The sequence below is a fragment of the Pseudomonas hygromyciniae genome, assembly GCF_016925675.1.
Lineage (GTDB): Bacteria > Pseudomonadota > Gammaproteobacteria > Pseudomonadales > Pseudomonadaceae > Aquipseudomonas > Aquipseudomonas hygromyciniae.
In genome coordinates, this window is the sequence record NZ_CP070506.1 from 3,339,075 (window position 1) to 3,360,373 (window position 21,299).

Annotated in this window: 17 protein-coding genes and 3 pseudogenes; 11 read left to right on the top strand and 9 right to left on the bottom strand. The window is 60.4% G+C overall.

Going from position 1 to position 21,299, the window contains the following annotated elements:
• The first annotated feature begins 5 nt into the window (after window positions 1-5).
• Genes JTY93_RS29590 through JTY93_RS14605 form a run of 3 tightly spaced genes read left to right on the top strand, consistent with a single transcriptional unit; the run spans window position 6 to window position 2,840 of the window.
• Entirely contained in the window at window positions 6-644 is a 639-nt protein-coding gene (locus tag JTY93_RS29590; RefSeq protein ID WP_275899784.1) for an amidase, read from the top strand.
• Entirely contained in the window at window positions 613-1,479 is an 867-nt protein-coding gene (locus tag JTY93_RS14600) for an amidase family protein (protein WP_275899785.1), read from the top strand. The genes JTY93_RS29590 and JTY93_RS14600 overlap by 32 nt, the downstream gene beginning before the upstream one ends.
• A gap of 23 nt (window positions 1,480-1,502) precedes the next feature.
• Window positions 1,503-2,840, top strand: a complete 1,338-nt coding sequence (locus tag JTY93_RS14605; protein WP_205475676.1) for a cation:proton antiporter — start codon at window positions 1,503-1,505, stop codon at window positions 2,838-2,840.
• Window positions 2,841-3,051: 211 nt separating this feature from the next.
• Here the strand turns inward: JTY93_RS14605 and JTY93_RS29110 are convergent.
• A pseudogene (locus JTY93_RS29110) lies at window positions 3,052-3,141 on the bottom strand (outer membrane lipoprotein carrier protein LolA); the annotation flags it as partial.
• A gap of 345 nt (window positions 3,142-3,486) precedes the next feature.
• On the opposite strand from JTY93_RS29110, the pseudogene JTY93_RS14610 reads away from it, so the two are divergent.
• Window positions 3,487-3,914: pseudogene (locus JTY93_RS14610) on the top strand (GNAT family N-acetyltransferase).
• On the top strand, window positions 3,911-4,294 hold the full coding sequence (locus JTY93_RS14615; RefSeq protein ID WP_205475677.1) for a hypothetical protein: 384 nt from the start codon (window positions 3,911-3,913) through the stop codon (window positions 4,292-4,294). Before JTY93_RS14610 ends, JTY93_RS14615 begins: the two are co-directional and overlap by 4 nt.
• Here the strand turns inward: JTY93_RS14615 and JTY93_RS14620 are convergent.
• From JTY93_RS14620 to JTY93_RS14630, 3 genes are all read right to left on the bottom strand, one after another.
• Window positions 4,233-5,585 (bottom strand): SLC13 family permease, encoded by a 1,353-nt coding sequence (locus tag JTY93_RS14620; protein ID WP_205475678.1) that lies wholly within the window; start codon window positions 5,583-5,585, stop codon window positions 4,233-4,235. The genes JTY93_RS14615 and JTY93_RS14620 overlap by 62 nt on opposite strands.
• Before the next feature lie 204 nt (window positions 5,586-5,789).
• A complete protein-coding gene (gene scpB / locus JTY93_RS14625) occupies window positions 5,790-6,584 on the bottom strand; it encodes a methylmalonyl-CoA decarboxylase (RefSeq protein ID WP_205475679.1) in 795 nt (264 codons plus the stop codon).
• Window positions 6,581-7,795, bottom strand: coding sequence for a CaiB/BaiF CoA transferase family protein (locus JTY93_RS14630; RefSeq protein WP_205475680.1), 1,215 nt, complete (start codon window positions 7,793-7,795; stop codon window positions 6,581-6,583). The genes scpB and JTY93_RS14630 overlap by 4 nt, the downstream gene beginning before the upstream one ends.
• 104 nt (window positions 7,796-7,899) lie before the next feature.
• Here JTY93_RS14630 and JTY93_RS14635 point away from each other — a divergent pair, with 104 nt between their 5' ends.
• From JTY93_RS14635 to JTY93_RS14650, 4 genes are all read left to right on the top strand, one after another.
• Window positions 7,900-8,835 carry a LysR substrate-binding domain-containing protein gene (locus JTY93_RS14635; protein ID WP_240344144.1) on the top strand — a complete coding sequence of 312 codons (936 nt, stop codon included), beginning with the start codon at window positions 7,900-7,902 and terminating at the stop codon, window positions 8,833-8,835.
• A gap of 87 nt (window positions 8,836-8,922) precedes the next feature.
• Window positions 8,923-9,846 (top strand): LysR family transcriptional regulator, encoded by a 924-nt coding sequence (locus JTY93_RS14640; RefSeq protein ID WP_205475681.1) that lies wholly within the window; start codon window positions 8,923-8,925, stop codon window positions 9,844-9,846.
• A gap of 109 nt (window positions 9,847-9,955) precedes the next feature.
• Window positions 9,956-11,146 carry an MFS transporter gene (locus JTY93_RS14645; RefSeq protein WP_205475682.1) on the top strand — a complete coding sequence of 397 codons (1,191 nt, stop codon included), beginning with the start codon at window positions 9,956-9,958 and terminating at the stop codon, window positions 11,144-11,146.
• A gap of 232 nt (window positions 11,147-11,378) precedes the next feature.
• Window positions 11,379-12,605: an MFS transporter gene (locus tag JTY93_RS14650; RefSeq protein WP_169992965.1), complete on the top strand. Its 1,227-nt coding sequence runs from the start codon at window positions 11,379-11,381 to the stop codon at window positions 12,603-12,605.
• 42 nt (window positions 12,606-12,647) lie between these two features.
• On the opposite strand, the gene JTY93_RS14655 is transcribed toward JTY93_RS14650, so the two are convergent.
• From JTY93_RS14655 to JTY93_RS14675, 5 genes and pseudogenes are all read right to left on the bottom strand, one after another.
• Window positions 12,648-13,694 (bottom strand): DUF2931 family protein, encoded by a 1,047-nt coding sequence (locus JTY93_RS14655; RefSeq protein ID WP_205475683.1) that lies wholly within the window; start codon window positions 13,692-13,694, stop codon window positions 12,648-12,650.
• A 14-nt stretch (window positions 13,695-13,708) separates the two neighbouring features.
• The gene (locus tag JTY93_RS14660; RefSeq protein WP_205475684.1) at window positions 13,709-16,123 is read right to left on the bottom strand and encodes a DUF3772 domain-containing protein; all 2,415 of its coding nucleotides are present in this window, start codon (window positions 16,121-16,123) and stop codon (window positions 13,709-13,711) included.
• Between the two features lie 101 nt (window positions 16,124-16,224).
• Window positions 16,225-17,944: pseudogene (locus tag JTY93_RS14665) on the bottom strand (hydrogenase maturation protein).
• Window positions 17,945-18,131: 187 nt separating this feature from the next.
• Entirely contained in the window at window positions 18,132-19,502 is a 1,371-nt protein-coding gene (locus tag JTY93_RS14670; RefSeq protein ID WP_205475749.1) for a heavy metal sensor histidine kinase, read from the bottom strand.
• On the bottom strand, window positions 19,499-20,170 hold the full coding sequence (locus JTY93_RS14675; RefSeq protein ID WP_205475686.1) for a heavy metal response regulator transcription factor: 672 nt from the start codon (window positions 20,168-20,170) through the stop codon (window positions 19,499-19,501). The genes JTY93_RS14670 and JTY93_RS14675 overlap by 4 nt, the downstream gene beginning before the upstream one ends.
• 148 nt (window positions 20,171-20,318) lie before the next feature.
• Here JTY93_RS14675 and JTY93_RS14680 point away from each other — a divergent pair, with 148 nt between their 5' ends.
• A complete protein-coding gene (locus JTY93_RS14680) occupies window positions 20,319-20,822 on the top strand; it encodes a GlcG/HbpS family heme-binding protein (RefSeq protein WP_205475687.1) in 504 nt (167 codons plus the stop codon).
• Window positions 20,823-20,832: 10 nt separating this feature from the next.
• Window positions 20,833-21,243 carry a hydroxyisourate hydrolase gene (gene uraH, locus JTY93_RS14685; protein WP_205475690.1) on the top strand — a complete coding sequence of 137 codons (411 nt, stop codon included), beginning with the start codon at window positions 20,833-20,835 and terminating at the stop codon, window positions 21,241-21,243.
• Window positions 21,244-21,299: the final 56 nt, after the last annotated feature.

A 21,299-nucleotide genomic window follows, 5' to 3' on the forward strand; every position in this document is an offset into this window, starting at 1 on the left:
ATGGCATGGCGCAGGTCCGGGCAGACTTGCTGGAACTGAGTGCCGTGCAACTGGCGTGGTTGATCCGCGGCAAGCAGATATCGCCGGTGGAGCTGATCGAGCAATGCATTGCGCGCCTGGAGCAGGTCCAGCCGCTATGCAATGCCATGGCGGTCGACCTGTTCGAGTCTGCCCGCGACGCCGCCCGCCGAGCCGAAGAGGATGTGCTCAAGGGTCGGCCATTGGGGCGCTTGCACGGTGTGCCCTTCTCCATGAAGGAAGGCCTGGGTCTTGCGGGGCAGCCCAAGACCTGCGGTTCACGCCTGCGCAGCAACACCCGCGCCCGCAGCACCGCCACGGTCGCCACGCGGCTGATGGCAGCCGGCGCCATCCCGCTGGCCCTGGGCAATCAGGCAGAGATGGCGCTGTGGCCCGAAACGGACAACCTGGTGTATGGCCGCACACTCAACCCCTACGACCCCTCACGCACCGCCGGCGGCAGCAGCGGCGGTGACTCAGTGATGGTCGCCAGCGGATGCGTGCCCTTTGCCCTGGGCACCGACGGCGGCGGCTCGATCCGCATCCCGGCGGCGTTCAATGGGATCTTTGGTTTGAAGCCGTCGCGGGGGGCTGGTGCCGCTGAGCGGACATCTGCCGCTGGATGAGCAGCGGGTGTCACTGCCGGTGTCCCAAGCCGTTGCCAGCCACTTCGCCGCCGGCCCCTTGTGCCGGTATGCAGAGGACCTGGGCGCAGTACTGGAGGTCATCGCCGGCAGCGACGGCATCGACCGCAATATCCACTCGGGCTATCAGCAACCGCCCCAGGCCACGACGCTCAAGCGCGTATTCGTCTGCCTGCCAGCCCCTCTCAAATGGGGTACGCCAGTCTCGCCCGCCGTGACTGCCGGGGTGATCGAGACCGGCCAGCGTTATGCCGACCAGGGCGTGGCGGTGCACGCCTGGAATGAGGGCTGTTTGACCAACGCCTTTTTTATCTGGCTGGCCGTCCTCAAGTGCGAGACCCGCATTCACCTGGCCGACTACCTCGGGGATGGGCAGCCACTGAACTATCCACGGGCGTTGTATGCCGCCCTGGCCGGCAAGCCGCAATTTTCAAGGGGGCCACTGCTCGCCAGCCTTATGGACAGCTGCGGCGATCGACTGGGTAACCCGGGGCTCTCGCGGTTCCTCAAGCAGCGCGATCACCTGCAGCAGACCCTGGCCGGGCTGTTCGACGGCCAGAGCATTCTGGTATTGCCGGCCACCCCAACCGTGGCGCCGGCCCATGGCAGTGCCCTGAAGCGCCCGTTCGATATCGGCTATTGCGCGCTGTTCAATGTTCTCGGTTTTCCGGCCCTTTGCGTGCCCACCGGGCGCCTCGACCAGGGCTGCCCGGTGGCCGTGCAACTGGTGGCCGGGCTGGGCCAGGACGGGTTGTTACTGGAAGCGGCGCGCTTTCTGGAAATGGAATTCGGCGGCTGGCGCAAGCCCCCGCTCTAACCCTTCAAGCACTAGGACACCCCATGCAAACCAACACCAGCGCTATCACGCTACAACCCCCTGCGCCTGCGGGCGGGCAATCGGCCGTAGGTTCCCAGGCCGAGCACTTGACCTTGTTGTTCCTGATCCAACTGATCGTGATTTTCAGCGCCAGCCGCTTGATCTCCTGGCTCAGCACCCGCTGCCTGGGGCAAACCCCGGTGGCCGGGGAGATTCTCGCCGGGCTGGTCCTGGGCCCGAGCCTGCTGGGTTATTTTTTCCCGGAACTGCTGAGCAGTATCTTTGTGCCGCAAACCTCCACCGCCTTTGTCGCCACGGCCCAGGTCGGCCTGATTCTGCTGATGTTCCAGGTGGGCCTGGAATTTGAATTCGGTGCCCACCTCAAGGGGCGTAAGCGCTCGATCATGGCCATCAGCCTGGGTGGACTGCTGGTGCCGTTTGCCAGTGGTTTCCTGGTAGCCGAGTACTTTTGGCAACAGATCGTCGGCGACAAGCCACCGCTGCTGGCCTTCCAACTGTTTTTTGCCACGGCGCTGTCGATCACCGCCCTGCCGATCCTCGGGCGGATTTTCATGGAACTGGGGCTGTCCCGCTCCCGCGTGGCCACCCTGACGATTGGCGCGGCGGCCATCGATGATGTGTGCGGTTGGCTGATCCTTGGCGGGGTGACTTCGATCATCGCGTCCAACTTCAGCGTGTGGGCCTCCCTGGGCAGAATCCTCGCGCTGGCCGTGTTTATCGTGTTGGTACTGTGGGTGGTGCGGCCCCTGGTGCTGCGCTGGATCATCGGCGACCTGGAGCGCAAACCGCTGTCGGCCCAGGGCATATCGCTGATGCTGATCGTGCTGTTTGGCAGTGCGGTGATTACCAACCTGATCGGCGTATTTTCGATCATCGGCGGCTTTATCATCGGCGTCGCCCTGCACACCCACCGGCCCTTTGTCACACAGTGGAATGCCAAGGTCAGTGGGCTGGTGAATGCGTTTTTCCTGCCGGTGTTCTTTGCCTACACCGGCCTGCGCACCGACATCGGTTCGCTCAACGGCGACACAGCGCTGCTCAATTGCTTTTTGGTGTGCCTGGTGGCGTTCGCCAGCAAATTCTTCGGGGCCTATGGCGCCAGCCGCTGGCTGGGCGAGACACCGCGCAACAGCGCGCTGATCGGCGTGTGCATGAACACCCGGGCGCTGATGGAATTGGTGGTGCTTAACGTGGGCTATGACCTGGGCGTGTTGCCCAAGGAGTACTTCACCATGCTGGTGATCATGGCCATTATCAGCACCTTTATCGCCTCGCCCCTGATCCGCCTGCTGACGAGCGAAGAAAGACGCGTGCCGGTGGGCCAGCCTGCGGTGAAATAATTTGGGCCAGGGCGATGCAGGGTGAATACCGACAGACGTTCCAACCCCACCCACTGTAGGAGCGAGCTTGCTCGCGAAAAGCCTGAGGGCAACGCGGGGAGTCAGGTTCCCCGCGTTATCGTTAACGACCTTCGCGAGCAAGCTCGCTCCTACAAGGGGCTTTGGGCCTGGGCGACACTAGGTGAATACCGACAGACGTTCCAACCCCGCCCACTGTAGGAGCGAGCTTGCTCGCGAAAAACCTGAGAGCAACGCGGGGGGTCAGGTTCCCCGCGTTATCGTTAACGACCTTCGCGAGCAAGCTCGCTCCTACAAGGGGCTTTGGGCCTGGGCGACACTAGGTGAATACCGACAGACGTTCCAACCCCGCCCACTGTAGGAGCGAGCTTGCTCGCGAAAAACCTGAGAGCAACGCGGGGGGGGGGTCAGGTTCCCCGCGTTATCGTTAACGACCTTCGCGAGCAAGCTCGCTCCTACAAGGGGCTTTGGGCCTGGGCGACACTAGGTGAATACCGACAGACGTTCCAACCCCGCCCACTGTAGGAGCGAGCTTGCTCGCGAAAAAACCTGAGAGCAACGCGGGGGGTCAGGTTCCCCGCGTTATCGTTGACGACCTTCGCGAGCAAGCTCGCTCCTACAAGGGGCTTTGGGCCAGTTCAACATCATTGCCGTCGCGCAGGCCTTCGAGGCCAGTTTCAACCTTGTGCGCGTACTGCGTCCCCATGTCGCCGCCCCGGCCAACTATGTGGCGCAACTGCTGCGCCAAACCGCGCGAGGCTACCGTTTACTGGCCGCGTGGGACGCTGGGCAAATGGTCGGCCTGGCCGGTTATCGCGAGTTGGAAAACCTCTCTACGGGCGCTTTATCTACGTCGATGATCTGGTGGTGCACCCAGACCTGCAGCGCAGCGGCCTGGGCGCTGTTCGCGTTGAAGCCGTGCAGCGCGGTAGCACCCATTTCGTACTGGACACCGGGCTGCATACGCCGCTGGCCCAACGTTTCTACTTTCGCCAAGGGCTGCTGGCCCACGGCATGCACTTCACCCAGAGCCTTCAGACAGAGAATCACGCATGAATAGTGTTCTATTGATCAACGCCAGCCCCAATGGCCAGGTTTCCCATGCGAACCAATTGGCATTGGAGTTAGTGAAAACCCTGCGCCAGCACCACCCAAGGCTCGAACTGGTCGGCTCCGGCGGTTTTCATCAGGGCGAGAAGGCACGGCAACCGGACTTTCTGACGCCCTACCTACGTCAGGTCCTGGGCACGCTCGGGTTGCTCGACCCGCACTTCACCTACCTCCAGGGGTTGGTATTCGGTGCAGAGGCAGTCGAGGCGGCGCTCCAGGAGAGTCGTGCGCGACTGGCCCTGGAGCCACTGTTCAACCCGCTCGTCAAAGCACTCCGGGCACCACCAGGGTCAACCACGCAACACACGGCCCCACAAGGGCAATGACCGCGCTGTAGATCAACAGGCTGCGTAACACCTTTTCGCGCTCCGGCGCCGGTGTATTGGCAACCACCAGTGCGCCATTGGTGGAGAACGGGCTGGTGTCGACGATGGTGGTGGAAATGGCGATGGCCGCGACCACGCCGACTGCACTGATATGGCCCTGGCTCAAGAATGGCACGGCCAGGGGAATAATCACCCCCAGCAATGCAGTGGACGAGGCGAAGGATGAGATGATCGCGGCGGTGAAGCACAGCAGCAGCGCCACTAGCAACGGTTCTCCCAGGCCGGAGATGCCATGGGCGACATAGTCGATGGTGCCGATGGTCTGCATCACGCCGATGTAGGTGATGATCCCGGTGATCAGCAACACCGTCGACCAACTGACCTTATCGATGGCCGCCTTCTGCGCCGTGGGCGCGAACATGGCCAGCACCACCGCGACCGTCATCGCCACCAGGCCGATATTGAACTTGAACACCAGGGCCGAAATCGCCAGGGCCAACAGCCCGATCAGTGTCGACAGCTTGGCCCCGTCCAGGCCACTGACGGCCTGCAGCGGTGCGCCGGCGCCCGTCAGGTCGGTGCGGTGATAGGCCGGGGACGCCGGCGTGCCGCCATGCCCGAGAATCGCCAGGGAGGCGCCCGCCGTATGCAAGGTGGGGCCGAACGCGACCGGTGCCAACGACAGGCGCGCGCTGCGCAAACCACCGAAGACGACGAAGACCACCATGGCAATCCCCAGGTTGAACAGCAGGCTGGTGATAAACAGCGTGAACGGCGCATAAGGCAGTCCAGAGGAGGCCACGATCTGATTGGTGATACCGCCGAAAATACTCACCGGCGAGAAGCTGCCGCCCTGGGCACCGTGGATCACCATGAGCCCCATCAGCACCGGATTAATGCGGTACTGCACCGCGAAGTTCAGTGCAATCGGCGCAAGAATCGCCGCCACTGCCGGGCTCAGCGCGCCGAATCCGGTGAGCAATGCCGCCACCACGAACATCACCCAGGGGATCCAGGCAACGTGTCCACGCACCATCAACACGGCGCGCTCGATCAGCCAGTCGATGGTGCCATTGTTCTGCGCGATGCCGAACAGGTATGTGACCCCGACCAGTGTCAGGAACAGGTCACTGGGAAAGCCGGCAAAGATCGTCGCCGGGGTCATTTCCAGGATCACCGAGCCGACCACAAAGGCCGCCGCAAAGGCCAGCGCGCCCATATTGATGGGCAACACGCTGGCGATGCCGAAGATGACCACCAGCACCACAATCGACAGAATTTCATTGTTCATTGCAATCTGACTCCCCGCAGTCGGACGGTCCCGCAGGTACCGCCCTTGTTATTGTTTTTTCGGGATGTGGCGCGGGGGCTTGTCCCCCGCTGGGCTGCATAGCAGCCCCAAAACCTTGCGCCTCGGCCTACTCGGTAGCCCTTATTGGGGCTGCTGCGCAGCCCAGCGGGGGACGAGCCCCCTCGCCACAAGGGCGGTGTTCAATTAGTTGCCGCTGAACACCGCCGGCCGGCGCTCGGCAAAGGCTGCCAGGCCTTCGCCAAAATCGGCGCTTGCGCAGGCCTGGCGGCGCAATTCGGCGATCTGTTCCATGGCCTGCACCGGCATCGGCTGCAGGTCTTCGAGGATGCGCAGTTGCTCCTTGACCGCCGCGACGGCCAGCGGCGCTTTGCTGGCGATGCCTTGGGCCAGTTCCAGAGCGGTGGCTTCCAGCACATCGCTGTCGACCAGGCGGTTGACCAGGCCATAGCGTTCGGCACGTTGCACATCAAGCTTGTTTGCCGTGAAGAACAGTTCCTTGAGCACATGAATCGGCAAGTTGTGGAAAAAGCGCAGCAGACCGCTGGTGGTGTACGGCAAGCCAATGTTCACGGGGGTCATGGCGAAGCTCGCGCTGTGATCTGCCACGACCATGTCGCAGCTCATCACCAGGTCCACTGCACCGCCCCATACCGAGCCGGACACCAGGGCAATCACCACCCCGGGATAGGCGCGGATGCTGCGCAATACGCGCTCGAGCGGTTTGCCGTAGGCAATCGGGTCGCGGTCGTGTTGCAGTTCACGAATGTCATGGCCGGCGCTCCACACCGACTGGCCGACTTCGCTGCCCAGGATCACTACCGGAATGCGTTGTGCCGCTAGGGCCGTGAGGCTCTCGTCGAGTGACTGCAGCAATTGTGCGCTGAGCGCATTGCGGTGGGTGGGATTGCTGAAGACCAGCCGCGCGATGCGCGGGTCGAGCTGGTTGACGGTCACGGTTGCGCAAGACGTTGGATTCATGGTGCGGTTCCTGTTGATGGGGCACAGTCTTGGAACACTACTTGCGCGGCGAGCAGTGCGTTGATCGATGCAGTGTCGAAACCGGCTTCACGCAGCACTTCGACGGTGTGCTCGCCCAGCAGTGGCGGCGGGCGACTGGCAGCGCCGGCATTGGCGCCAAACACCGGGGTCACGACCTGGCGCAGTGCGCCGAGTGTGGGGTGCGTGAGGGTCTCGGTCAGTTGGCTGTGCAATACCTGGGGGTCGGCGAAAACCTCATCGAGGGTATTGATGGGGCCAGCGGGTAAGCCGGCGTCGACGAACATGGCCGTCCATTCGCGCTTGCTGCGGGTTTTCAAGCGGCTCTCCAGAATGCCACGCAATTCGTCACGCCGTTCGACCCGCGCCTCATTGGTGGCGAAGCGTGGATCGTCCGGCAGCCCGGGCAAATCCAGCAGTACACACAGGCGCACCCACATGGCGGAGGTAATCGGCGCCAGATTAAGCGGGCCATCCTGGGTCTGGAATACGCCGTAAGGCGCAATCACCGAATGGGCGTTGCCGGTGCGACGCGGCACATCCCCCAGGCTGAGATAACGCTGGCCGTGCACACTCAACAACCCCACCAGGCTGGCCAGCAGCGAGGTGCTGACATGTTGGCCGCAGCCGGTGCGTTCACGCTCCAGCAGCGCGGCCAACACCGCGGTCACCAGCCACATGCCCGAGGTCAGGTCGCCGATGGCGGTGCCCGTGCGCGTCGGGTCGCCATCGCCGAAACCGGTCAGGCTCATCAGGCCCGAGTAGCCCTGGGCGATTTGGTCGAAGCCCGGCCAACTGCTCATCGGCCCGTCGCTGCCAAAGGCATTGATGCTGCCCATCACCAGCCGTGGATTGCGGGCGCTGAGCACGTCATAGCCCAGGCCCATGCTGTGCAGGGTGCCGGGTTTGAAGTTCTCGATGACAACGTCGGCGTCATCGATCAAGCGCTGGACGGTGGCCAGCCCCTTGGGGTTGCGCAGGTCAATGCACATGCCGCGCTTGTTGCGGTTGCAGGATAGGTAGTAGGTGCTCACCCCTCGGTCGAAGGGGCCCCAGGTACGGCTCATGTCGCCCGTCGGGCCGGGCTCGATCTTGATCACATCGGCGCCCAGGTCTGCCAGGACCATGGTGCAGAACGGCCCCGACAGCGCGCGACTCAGGTCGACGATTTTCACGCCTTGCAAAGCTTGCATAGGGTTCTCCAGTGAAGAACGCTTGGTGGGTTGTGGTCCGAGTCTAGGCGCCGTATCTCATAAACTAAAAATATGATATTCCTCTGATCTCATCGGAAAATCATATGGCTCAAGAGGTACCCATGGACCTGCGCCAACTGCGCTACTTCATCAAGGTCATTGAGTGCGGCAACATTACCCGCGCCAGTGAAGCGCTGCATATTGCACAGCCCGCAATCAGTCAGCAGATGCGCAATCTGGAACTGGATATGGGCATGCCGTTGCTTGAACGCAGCGTGCACGGAGTGGTCGCCACGGCGGCCGGGCAGACCCTTTACCGGCATGCCGTCGAGCTGCTGCGCCAAGCTGATGGCACCCAGGAACTGCTGCGCCAGGACGCCGACTTCCCGCAAGGTAAAGTCTCGGTCGGCATGCCATCGAGCACCGCGCGCATGCTGGCCATTCCTCTGGCGCGCGCGATTGGCCGGCGTTATCCCGGCATCAAGCTGGAGTTGATCGATGCTCCCAGCGCCGAACTCGGGCGCCTGATCACCGTGGGACGGGTGGCACTGGCAGTCAACGTAGACGTGGTCGAAACCCGTGGCATGGCGTTCCAGCGCCTGTTGACCGAAACCCTGTACCTGGTGGCGTGGCCGGCATTTGAATTGCCCGATGAACCGGTATCCATCGAGGCCTTGGCAAAGATGCCGCTGGTGCTGCCCTGTGCGCCCAATACCATTCGCAATCGGGTCGAGTTTGCCCTGCAGGAGGCCGGCCTCAAATGCGAGGTTGAGTTTGAAGCCAACTCCACCGACCTGTTGTTCTCAGCCGTCAAGGCGCAGTTGGGTGTCACGATCCTGCCGTGGGCTGCGGCCCATGCCGAGTTGCCTCAGCACCGGCTCAAGCTGGCCAGGATCGATCATCGGCTGTTCAAGCGCGACCTTTCACTGTGCTGGCATGACACGGTGGTCGAGAGCAACGCGGTACAGAAGGTCAAGGCCACCATTCTTGAGCTGTTCGAGGAGTTCGGGCGCCAGCCGGGGTGGGCGGACGGGCAGTGACAAGAGGTCGGGGCTCGACGCGGGCGAATAAGCGCTACCATTGCCGCGCCTGGCCCACTGATCGGTTCAAATGAAGGAACAGAAGACATGATCGAAACCCGCCTGCTGCGCCAGTTCATTGCCGTGGCTGAAGAGCTGCACTTTCATAAGGCGGCGATCCGCCTGCACATGGCTCAACCGCCGCTGAGCCAGGCCATCAACCGCCTGGAGGGCAAGCTGGGGTTCAGCCTGTTCAACCGCAGCAAACGCGGGGTAAAACTGACCCCGGCCGGTGACGCGTTCCTGCACGCCGCCTATAGCACCCTCAAGGAACTGGAGCTGGGCATCGAACACGCTCGCCAGGTGTCCGAAGGGATCGCGGGCACGTTGACCGTGACTGCCGTGTCGATCAGCTACTACGAGTCGCTGCTCAGTAGCCTGCGCCGATTTCGTGAACACTTCCCCAAGGTGCAATTGATCATCAAGGAGATGCCCTCCTCCAGTCAGGCCAAGGCGATTGTGGCGGGAGAAGCGGACATTGCCTTCATGCGCAAGTTGCCGATTTCGGCGCAAAACGTCGAGTCGCGCCTATTGCTGGATGAAGAGATCGTGATGGCGCTGCCCGCCGATCACCCTAAGGCGGTTGCTGGTCAGATCGATTTGCGGCACTTCGCTGGCGAAGACTTCGTGTTCACCCCCCAAGCCCTGGGCACCGGCTATCACAGCCAGCTTATCGCCCTGTGTGAAACCGCCGGGTTTTACCCCAGGGTGGTGCAGGAGGCCGCGCAGATCCACACCTTGATCGGCCTCGTGGCCTGTGGCTTCGGGGTCGCGTTGGTACCGGAGTCGATTGCCCAGTCAATCATGCGCGACAAGGTGGTGTTTCGGCGGATCGGCCCCGTAAGCGCAACCCCCAACCCGGCAATCGGCCTGTATATGAGCTGGAACACCGACAACCCATCACCGTTGCTGGACAGTTTTATCGCCATGCTCGATTTCAATCCTGCCTCGGTGGCATCGACCTGGGGTTAGTCGTCGTCAAAGGTATCAGGCAGAGACTTTTATAGTATTTCCCAGCGGGCGAGCGGCGCCCCATCATCCCCTAAAGCCTCGCTCGCCCTCCTCCCGTCACTGAGTTCTTATGCCTGCCGTCATCTACATTTTTTCACTGTGTACCTTCACATTCGGCTTGTCCGAATTCGTCGTCGCCGGCCTGGTTTCGGCAATCGCCATCGACCTGCACGAGTCCATCTCGCAAGTGGGCTCGGCCATCGCGGCCTACGCCCTGGGTGCGGCCATCGGTGCCCCGGTCATCACCGCCATGCTGGCCACTTGGCGCGACAAAACCGTATTGCTCCTGACCGTGGCCGTGCTGGCCACCGGCAGCGTAGTCATCAGCCTGGCAGCAGATATCGTGACCCTGCATGGCGTGCGCTTCGTTATCGGCCTGGCGCACGGTGTATTCATGGCCGTGGCCTCCAACGCCGCGGTCAAGCTGGTTGACCCGCTACGGGCCGGGCGGGCGCTATCGCTGGTGTGGATTGGCCTGACCCTGTCGATCGCCTTTGGCGTGCCGATCGGTACCTTCTTCGGCAGCTACTGGTCATGGCGCATGGTATTCCTGGCAATTGGCGGCCTGGGCTTGATCAGCGCCTTGGGCCTGATACTGCTGATGCGCCAGCCACTCGCCGGCGCACTGCACAAAGAGCACGGCCTGAAACAAAGCCTCGCCGCCCTGCTGCAACGCGAACTGTTGATGGCTGCCAGCATCGCAATGCTGGTGAGCGTGGCGACGTTCTCATTTTTTACCTTTGTGTCGCCGTTCCTGCTGGATATCACCCGCGTCCAACCACAGATGCTGAGTTTTGCGATGCTGGTGTTCGGTGTCTGCTCCATCCTTGGCAACGTGCTGGGCGGTTACCTCGCGGATGCATTCGACGCCGACCGATGCCTGCTCGGCGGGTTGAGCGCATTGATGCTCAACCTCTTGGGTTTGTATGTGTGGGGCGACTCGATCATCGCCACCTTGATGCTGGTGGGGCTGTTGGGGGTGGTGTTCTTTGCCATTGTGACCCTGTCGACCCTGCGCTTGCTGCGCCTGGCACACCAGCATATCCCCCAATCCAGTGCAGTGGCTTCGGGGCTCAATATTGCCGCGTTCAACCTCGGCACTGCGCTGGGTGGCATCGGGGCAGGCTGGGTGATCAGCCAGTTCGGGCTGGCCTATATACCCATTGCGGGGGCCGGTGCGGCGTTAGTAGCCATGGGCGTGCTTGGGCTGCAGATGAAGCATGGACGATTGAGCAACCCCTGCCGCCCAACGGTTTTGTAGGAGCTGGCTTGCCAGCGAAAAACTCAAACACGCCACGTTTCGTCCGGTTGCCCGCGTTATCATTGACGATTTTCGCTGGCAAGCCGGCTCCTACAAGACGCTGCATTGATTGCATTGATGATGACTATCAAACCGACCGGCCTGTTTAATTGCCAACGCTGCTTCCTATAATCGCCTCCACATTCTCCCCCGGCCTGGCTTCAGGCTGCATTCCCCCCCGGATCTCAACACCATGCCAAGCGCCAGCCCGGCCCCTCGCAGTCTTCCCGAACATAATCAACAGAGTGTCAAACAGCAGTGGCTGGCGATTCTCTCGGTGGCCGTGGGCGCCTTCGCCCTGGTGACCAGTGAGTTTCTGCCGGTAGGTGTGCTCAATGATGTCGCCAGTGACCTGGGCATCAGTGCCGGTCACGCCGGGTTGATGGTGACCCTGCCCGGCATCATGGCCGCCCTCGCCGCGCCCTTGCTGTCGGTGTGCATTGGCACCATGGACCGTCGCTATCTGTTGATCGGCCTGACGCTGATCATGATCATCGCCAACTCGGTGGTGGCTTTTGCCAGCGACTTTGGCCTGCTGCTGTTGGGCCGCGTGCTACTGGGCATCAGCATTGGCGGTTTCTGGGCCACGGCCATCGCTCTCAGCGGCCGGCTGGCGCCCAAGGGCGTGGGCGTCGCCCAGGCCACCTCGATCATCATGGTCGGCGTGACCCTCGCCACCGTCCTGGGCGTGCCGGTAGGCACCTGGCTTAGCGGTCTGATGGGCTGGCGCATGACCTTCCTGATCACCGCACTGATGGGCATCCCGGTACTCCTGGCGCAGATCTTCCTGCTGCCGCGACTCAACCCGGAGAAAGCCATCCGCATCAGCGACCTGCCCGCCTTGTTTATCAACCCCCAAGCGCGGGTCGGGTTGATCGCGGTGTTGCTGATCGGCCTGGCGCACTTTGCCGCGTACACCTATGTCGCGCCGTTCTTCAAACACAGTGCCGGCTTCGACGGGCCGACAATCGGCTCGTTGCTCCTGCTGTTCGGCGTGGCTGGGGTGGCGGGGAATATTTTTGCCGGCTTTGCCGCCAACCGCAGCGTACGTCTGACCCTGTTGCTGGTGGCGCTGATGATCGGCACCAGCACCGCCCTGTTCCCCCACTTCGCCACCGGCATGACCGGCGCAGCCATGCTGATTGGGCTCTGGGGTTTTGCCTTCGGCGCCTTCCCGGCCTGCGCCAGTATCTGGATGTTTGTCGTGGCGCCCAAGGATGTCGAACGCGGCATGCCGCTCTTCGTCGCGCTGTTCCAGGTGATTATTGCCCTGGGCTCATTCTTCGGTGGACGGATCGTCGACCAGTTGGGCAGCTCGGTGCTCCTGAGCCTCGCCACGGTGCTGGTGGGCTTTGGTTTTGTGACGGTGTTGGTGCTGGGACGCAATGTCAGCAACAGCCTCGCGGCCCAGCCCTGCTAGTTTGAGCCCTCACGTGTGGCTCCCCCCATCGGCAGGGGGAGCCTATTCGATTTTACGAGACAGCCTGACTTTTGCTTTGCCGATGGGAAACTCTTGCGCTCCCGACCTCAATGCCAGGGAAACCCGGGTGTTTTGCGCGTCAACCTTCACCAGCAGGTCTATGTCTTTTTGTTGGCCCAGCTTCTGGAAAACATCAAAGATTTCTTTTTCATCGAAAGAGTCAATCCAGACGCCGTACCGACTGTTTCCATTGCGCCAATAGAAGCCGCAAAACTTAGGAATGGCCCTTTTTTCATAACGATTATCCAATAGAGCCTTGGCGAATATATTTTCCTGCTCACCGTTGTAGGCGCTGAATCCAAAATCCAGCCACTCGCCCTCCTGCAGGACAACCACAGGTCTCCAGCTATATTTTTCCCGGTAGACGCTATAGGTTTGCGGCGAAGGATAACCTTGCGTTTGTATTTTTTGCCGGACTTGCGCACTGAACGTTTTATAGGATGGATCATTCAACATCCGATCTGCATAGCCGTCTTTGAACATGTATTGGGCGTTGCTGTAGGCGCTTTCCTTGGTAATGGTTGTGGCCTGCGCCTGAAAGACTCCGACTTCCTTCTGGTTTCCCGCCCCGCTCAGCCAAAGGACCACCCGGCCCTGCGGTGCCAACCCGATGATAAAGGTGCTGTAGGTGTCTTTTTTATGGGTGTCCTGGTCGATAAAGCCTTCATCCAAGAGGCGCTTTATCTTCTCTTTGTCCAAAGCCCATTTACCGCTGTAGAACTTTCTCTCCACCAGTGAGTACCAGGTGAACTCCAGTTGATAGGGCACGCGCTTTTTTTCGATCCCGGTGGTCATCGTTCCACCCTGAGCCCCCCACCCGGTATTTTGCGTGCCCCAGATCGCATCAAAACCGTAGGTAAAATCCTCAGCGATGATGGCGCCCAGGTAAACCTCCATAGGGTATTCCTGTGGTGCAGATACCGTTCCCGACCAGCTGTAAGTTTCAGCCACGTCTTTACTCTGGCAAGCCGTTAAGGAAAAACAGGACAAGACAGCAACAATCACTGTCATCAGGCTTTTTATTTTCACGCACCGCCACCTCGTCATTGCCCTACAGGAACTTCGCCACTTGCTGCACTTCCCTCTCCCGGAATCAATACCATGCTCTGGGGCGAAGACAATGTAATACCCATTTCCTGAAGGCGGGCAAGCAGGATAAACAGCAAATCACTGCGGGTACCGGATACCGAGCGCGGGCTGTTGACGTAGCCGCTGACACCAATGACCAGGCCGTCCCTGGTCAGGTCCTTGAAGGTAACCGAAGGTGCGGGGGTAGCCAGAATCGCCTCATGCTCGGTAAACGACTGCATGAGCAGTTCGCGAACTTTCAACACATCGGTGTCCAGGGGCAATGTGAGGGTGATACTCACCACGCCGAGCGCGTTGCCCATGGTGACGTTGCGCACGTTCTGCGAGATGAACTGTGAGTTGGGCACGATCACCGTCGAGCGGTCGGACATCTGGATCTCGGTCGCCCTGACGTTGATTCGCCGAATATCGCCCTCGACCCCGCCCAGGCTGACCCAATCGCCGACTTTCACCGGCCGTTCGGTCAGCAGGATCAGCCCGGAGATGAAGTTCTGCACAATGGCCTGCAGGCCGAAGCCGATGCCCACCGACAAGGCACTGACGACCCAGGTCAGGCTGGTCAGGTTGATCCGCAGGGTCGACATCACCAACAGACTCAACAGCACAAAGCCCAGGTAGCCCACCAGGGTGACCAGGGACGCGCGCATGCCGGCGTCCATGTTGGTTTCCGGCAGCAGTCGCTCGCTGAGCCAGCGCTTCAAGGTACGCACGGCGAACAAGCCAATGACAAACATCAGCAGCGCAACGAGGATGTCCTGGGGAACAATATGCAGGTTGCCCAGGGTCTTGCTGGACTCTCCCAACTGGCTGAAGCCCTGGAGCAACTCGCTGGGGCTGGAGCCCGCCGGCAGGAAGGCCGCCATCACTGCGGTAAGCAGCAGCAACGTGCGGCCAACCCCGGCCAGCACCGTACAAGCCTGGGCCTGGTGCCGTGGCGACAGCCCCAATGCGTTGGCCAGTGCCAGGCCGCTGGGTTGCTTGGGCGACAGCAGGGTTTCACAAACGTCGCCGTAAAAGGCGATCAGCAAGTAGGCCGTCGCCGCCACGACGCTGACCCACAGCAGCTTGACGGTCAGGAAGTAAGCCAGGGACAGATAGCCCGTGAACAACGCCAGGACAATCACCGCCACCCAGATCGACGCGACAAAAGGCAGCATACCGGCGAGCCCGCCAGGGCGCTCCAGCGCAAGTTTTTTGCGCACGTGGCGCACGCGCAGCAACGCGGCGATAAAGATCAGCGACGTGGTCAGCGCCGTCAGGCCATTGAGCGCCACGGTCAACGCCAGGCTCGCGCCCGTGACATTGTTGATCCGCTCCTCGGTAGCCACCAGCATCAACGCCACCGCCAGAATCGCCGGGAAAGGCCCAAGGGCACTGGCAATCTCATCGGCAATGGCCGGCAACCGCCAGGACGGTCGCGGCAGCATCAGCAAGGCGCGTCCAAGGCCTGCAATGAATGCACAGAACGTGGCCAGGGTGACCAGATGATCGGAAAGCCGGGCCAGGTTCTCGCTCAAGACGGCATTGCTTTCCAACCCCCAGCGCATCAGCGAGACGGCGCCCATGATCGTCAGGATCGACGATAGCCCCACCGCCACCGCCAATGTGCTGCGCCGCAAACGCCCCTCAGGCAGCCAGCGGATCATCGCCCAGGTCAGCAGATGCTCAAGCAGTCGCCTGCCGAAGCTCCAGATCAGCACCGCCGCCAACAGCGTGCTGAAGAACGCCCAGCGGCGCTCGGGGCTGATCGCACTCTTGAGGGCGACAATGCCTTCGGCCTTGAGATTGTCCAGGCGTTGCAGGTCTTCCGGGGTCGGGCGGATCAAGGTCGACCAGAACGTCGGGCTAAAGGGAGTATCGGTACGTGAAGTGACCTGGGAATTGAACAGGTTGCGCCGCAGGTTGACGATCTGCGCAGCGAGCTCGCGGCTCGTCTGGCTCAGTTGTTTGGCCTGCTGCTCATCATCAAGCAGGCGGTTCTTTTGGCGCGTCAGGGCATTGCGCTGGTCGGTGAGGCTCTGCGCCTCCCCAGGCTGGGCCGCGCCCAATACCTTGAGTTGATCGTCAAGGCGCTCCATCTCGGTGGCGCGCTCAGTGAGCAACATGGCGGCGCGTTGCTGGACCTGCAATGCGCCCTGTCGAAACTCCGCCAGCTTTTCGTCACTGGTACTGATAGGCACGCTCTGGCGAATCAGCTCAAGCTGCTGGCTGAGCTGCTTGAGGTCGGCGTGTTCGGGCAACAGCGGCAAACTGTCGACGACTTCGACTGGCGCCGGGGTTGTGGCAGCATTTACCCATCCCGGCAGGCTGATAGCCAAAACCATGGCCAGCAAGGCCTGGCAGATGACGCCCCTATACATTCGCCGCATCAATTCACCCTTTTGTGTCTTTTTCCATTGGCATTATGGACCGCCAGGGTAGAACGGAAATTCCGCCCTGGCGGCAAAAGAGTAGAGGCGGCGTTTTCCTCTCAGTCAACCAGCGTGGCCTTGGGCGCCAATGCCCACGGCGCCATCAAGCGCTGCGGGGGTCTGGCAGGTCTTGCGCTTGAACACGAAGTTGCGGCACTTCTCGGCGAACTGTTGGCGGTTTTCCACCATGTCCAAGCGCATCTGCGCCAGTTCGTTTTCGCGACAACGTTCAATCTGCTCAAGGTCCATCTGAGCTTTACGCGCGCGATGCAGGGCGTACTTTTCATCGGTCAACGCAGCGCTGGCCTGCTCCAGCAACCATAGGCCAAATGCCCGCGGGCAGCGTGGACCGATGTCCTGGACCATCCCCCACTGTCGGGCCTGGAAGGTGCTGATCGGCAGGCACTCTTCGACAAGTTTATGCGCCACTTCACTGCCGACTGCACGCGGCAGGCTATAGGTCCAGTATTCAGAGCCATACAAGCCCATGGTTTTGTAATGCGGATTGAGTACCACGCCCGCCCGGGCGAACACGATGTCGGCCGCCAGCGCCAGCATCACCCCGCCGGCTCCGGCACTGCCCGTCAGTCCACTGACCACCAGTTGCCGGGCCGTCAGCAGCTCCTGGCAGACATCGTCGATAGCCTGGATATTGGCCCAGGCCTCCAGCCCCGGCACCTGGGCCGCCTGAATCACGTTGAGGTGCACACCATTGGAAAAACTCCCGCGCCCGCCCCTGATCAGCAGCACCTGGGTGTCCCGGGCCTTGGCCCAACGCAGCGCTGCGACCAGCCGCTGACACTGCTCGGTGCTCATGGCACCGTTGTAGAACTCGAAGGTCAGTTCGCCAACGTGACCGGACTCTTGATAACGAATCGGTTGATACGCCATCTCGTCGAACCCTTGGCTGGCAATCGAACCGTCCAGCACCGGTACACCCGCCAACTGCCCAGCAAGTACGTGACGGGCCGGCAACTTGAAGGTTTCCTCGCCGGGCTGGGCCTTGCGCTTGAGTGAGCCGATCCACAGGCTGTGATCGCCGGTCGCGACCAATACCGCGTCATCCTGCACCGCGAGGATTTCCCCTGGCGTACCGCGGCGCGAATCCAGGTGCGCGTCATACAGGTAATACTGGCCGCCGGCGAGGCTCGCCAACACACCGGGCTGGCCGTCGGCGGCGTCGATAGTGCGTTTGATGAATCGGGCGCAATCGTGCCAACTGAAGGTGCGATCGGCCTGCTTCATGTTCGGCTGCAAACGCCCAATGACGTCGGGTTGCGTGTAGTCGAGGGGTGTCGGCACGAAACCGCTGGCGAATTTCCCCACCACATCACGGATGCAATAGAGCGCAGCGTCACTCACCAGGCCGTTGTACAGCTCGGATTTACGTACATCGGCAGGCATGTCGAATTCGCAGGTCGACCAGATCGGACCAGCGTCCATTTCCTCCACCGCCTGCAGGGCCGTAACGCCCCAGCGCCGGACCTGCTGGGTAATGGCCCAGTCCAATGCGCTGGCGCCGCGGTCGCCGACAATCCCCGGGTGGATGATCACCACCGGACGATCCGCATTGCTCCAGAGTTGCTGCGGTACGCGGTCCTTGAGAAACGGGCAGATCACCAGATCCGCCGCCGATTCCTCGATCTGTCGGCATACCGTGGCTTCATCGGTGAACAGCACCACGCTGGGCTCGTGCCCCGACTGGCGCAAATCCAGCCAGGCCCGTTGGGTCAACCCGTTGAACGCCGACGACAACAAAATGATCTTCAATGACTGCATGACTGACTCTTCCTTGAGAATGCATGGCCGCAGGCTCCTTGAGCCATCCTTGGCCTTTTATGGAAACGCAAGAGTAGAGGGTGTATCAGAGGGGGTAGATGATCGAGATCAATCTTGTGCCAGCCAGTGTGGCTCGTGTGTGCGGATTAAATTTGGTCAGCGGACGCTATCATTTAAGGAAAACAATTCAGGCGTCTCGAACAGGAAACTCCAATCGAAAGCTAGTTCCTAGTTGACTGCTATCTACGGCCACACGACCACCATGCAGTTGCATAATTGAGCGAACGATTGCTAGCCCCAGGCCACCGGAATCGTCTGGCTGATTGCGTGAGGGGTCGCAACGGTAGAACCGATCAAACAGTCGAGGTAGATGTTGCGCTGAAATCGGCTGGCCTTGGTTGTGCACCGTGACTTCAATCCTGTCCTCCCACACCACACTACTAATAGTCACTGCTGTAGCAGGAGAGCCATAACGCAGCGCGTTGGCCAGCAAGTTAGCCAATGCTCTGCGGATCAAGGCAGGATCACCACGCAACTGATCATGGGCTTGATTGATCAGCGTGACATCACGCTCTTGTGCCACACCTTCAAAATACTCACACAGTTGCTCTACAAGATCGTGCAGGTTGATGAGCTCATCACTTACAGATGCATGCGACTGCTCGGTACGCGCGAGAAACAGCATGCTTTCGATCATTCGCGCCAGACGCTCATACTCTTCCTGATTGGAAACCAGCAGGTTCTGATAGTCCTCGATTGAACGACCATGCCTCAGGGCTTGTTGGGTATGCCCCATCAGGTTGGTGAGCGGGGTCCGCATTTCATGGGCGAGATCCTCTGAGAATCGTGATAGCTGGGCGAACCCCTCTTCGAGGCGTGCAAGCATTTTATTAAGCGCCTGGCTGAGCGCTTGTAGTTCACTCAGTTCGTTGAACTCATCCAGGCGCAGATACAGATGGTGTACATCGATTGCGGCAGCGCGCTTAGCCAGCAAACGCACAGGTCTTAAGCCTCGCTGACTGACCCACCCGCCGAGCACAAAAGCCAACAGCGAACCAACTGACATCGCGAGCCAGAGCTTGAGTCGGTAAATCCCCAGCATCTGCTCGCGCTCACTTAACAACTTGCCAGCAATCAGGGTCAGCCCGCGATCACCCTGCATGACATGCTGCCAGGCAAGCCGCACTGATACTGAAGAGTGGTCATCACCGAGCTGAGCCTGGGCTGCAGCAGGTAACTTGGGCAAGCTCATGCTTACGGGGTTGATTTCGATCAGCACCTGGCCAGTGTCATCGACAATCCAAAGCAAGTTGTCGCGATTGCCCAGCATGTTTTCGTAAAGTTTGGGCCGGTTTCGTAGTTGCTCGATGCTGTCACTGTCATTGATCAGCGCCTGCATGCGCTCCAGGCGCCCAAGCAGGGCCTGGTCATCGCGCCACGCGATTTCTCGCTGTAACGACTGATAAAGATAAAAACCAATGGAGCCCAGCAGCAGCGCACTGACTAACGCGAACATGACCGCCAGGCGCAAGCTCAGGGCACGCGCAAACAGGTTCAGGATTGCACCTCAAGCATGTAGCCGATGCCACGCACTGTGTGTATCAACTTTAGTGGGTAAGGATCATCAACCTTGGCGCGCAGTCGCCGGATGGCGACATCGACCACATTGGTATCACTGTCAAAGTTCATCTGCCAGACCTGTGAGGCGATCAACGAGCGCGACAGCACCTCCCCTTCACGACTGACCAGCAGGTGCAATAGAGCAAACTCCTTGTTGGTTAAGGTCAGGCGCCGCCCCCCGCGCGTAACCTTACGTCGCAACAGATCCAGGCTCAGGTCGGCAACCAAGAACTGCTCGACCTCACGGGGCGGTCCCCTGCGTAGCAGAGTACGTACGCGTGCCAACAACTCGGCATAGGAAAAAGGTTTGACCAGGTAATCATCTGCCCCTGATTCAAGCCCCTTGACCCGATCCTCCACAGAGTCCCTGGCGGTAAGAAAAAGCACCGGGGTTTGCCACTTGCGCCGAATAATCTGAAGCAATTGCCATCCGTCCAGGCCCGGTAGCATGACATCCAGAATGATCAGGTCGAACTCACTTTCCTGCGCCAGATACTGGCCCTCCAGGCCATCCAAGGCGACCTCAACCACGTAGCCCGATTCAGTCAGGGCTTTGTGGAGGTAGTCCGCTGTTTTCGCTTCATCTTCAACGACCAGGATACGCATCTCTTCCTCCAAAGCTGGAGCATAGGCTAGCGCGCCTCACCGTTTTTGGCACATTACATCTTGGTAATCATCGGGCAATCATTCTGACGCCATGCACTGCTCATCATGTCTGGCTATGACTCACCCAGACAAAACAAAAGGAAAAAGCATGCGTATAAGCCTATGGACTTCATTGCTGACGTCACTCGCAATGAGCTCTGCGCTCGCCGTCGCCGCCCCGGATCAAGTTGTGCCGCGTAACGATGTATCACTGGCAATGGCCAATGATTTGCTAAATGCCGCGCTGGCAGCGTGTCATGCCGATGGCCGTACAAGTGTTGCTGCAATTGTCGACCGTGGAGGCAATTTAGTCGCCCTGCAGCGCGACGATAACGTTGGCCCACACAACACATTAGCAGCCCAACGTAAGGCCTATACCGCCCTATCGACCAAGACGCCAACACGACTATTGGCAGAGCGTGCTCGCAGTACACCCGATGCTGAAAACCTCAACACCCTGAATGAGCTATTGCTACTGGGCGGTGGAGTGCCACTGTTATTTGAAGGGCAAGTCATTGGCGCTATCGGAGTGGCCGGTGCCGGTGGGGCAACATTCGATGAAGGTTGCGCATTAGTCGCTATCAACAAAATTTTACCTGCCGTTAAAAACTAAGGACGTCACCATGAATGTAATAAAAACTTTTTTCGCGGGCGTTGTATTGAGCGTCGTATCGTCATGGGCATTAGCGGCAGGAAACCCGCTCAGCGTGCATGTACTCAACTTACAAGATGGTTTGCCGTCCCCTGGCGTCAATGTCACGCTGGAAAAACAGGACGGCAAGAGCTGGAACATGCTCAACAGCGCAACGACAAACGAGCAAGGTCGTATTCCCGGGCTGTATCCCGATGGCCAGGCCCTGGAGAAAGGCACCTACCGTGTCACCTTCAAAACCGGTGAGTGGTTCAAGGCTCACAAAATCTCGAGTTTCTTTCCAGAGGTGCCGGTTATTTTCGAGGTAGACGGGACCGTTGCGCACTACCACATCCCATTGCTGCTCAGCCCCTACGGTTTCTCGACCTACAGAGGGAATTGAGCTTCTACCGAGCAGAGAGACAAGACCGCCCCTAATCTCAGGGGCGGCATTTGTGC